We start from the raw sequence: 457 nt of genomic DNA, 5'->3' as shown, positions 1-457 counted from the left end.
CCGGGGTCGCCCGGGCAGGCGCCGCCGCCGGCACCCGCGCCCTAGCCGATGTACCGCGCCAGATGCGGGCTGACCCGCTTGCAGTAGCTCTTGCAGGCCCGGCGCAGCACCTGGGCCGTGTCGGTGACGCCGGGTGACGGGCTCTTGGGGTACCAGGTGGTGATGCGAAAGGAGGGCGGCGTGGGCAGTTCCAGCTCCACCAGCTCCCCGCTTTCGAGCTGCGGCGCCACCAGCATGCCGTGCATGATGGCGACGCCCAGGCCCTCGCGCACCAGCGAGACCAGGGCCGCCAGCGAGGGCGATCCCGAGATGCGCAGGTCGCTGGAGACCATGCCGTTTTGCACGGCCAGCTGCTGTGCCATGGCCACGGCCTGCTCGTAGGGGCCGGTGCCGCGCATCTGCGTCAGCAATTGCTTGCCCAGCGCCTTGTGCAGTCCATCCTTCCTGGGCACCAGGC

At 71.1% G+C, this 457-nt stretch carries 1 protein-coding gene; it reads right to left on the bottom strand.

Features of this window, described 5'->3' with window-relative positions; translation table 11 throughout:
- Positions 1-41 precede the first annotated feature (41 nt).
- Positions 42-457: LysR substrate-binding domain-containing protein (locus ACYVTD_RS16720; RefSeq protein ID WP_461248781.1), on the bottom strand; the 416-nt coding region annotated here is incomplete at its 5' end.

It is taken from the genome of Treponema sp. R6D11, assembly GCF_054786075.1.
The sequence above is the reverse complement of the archived record's forward strand: the minus strand, read 5'-3'. Positions and strand labels throughout refer to the sequence as shown.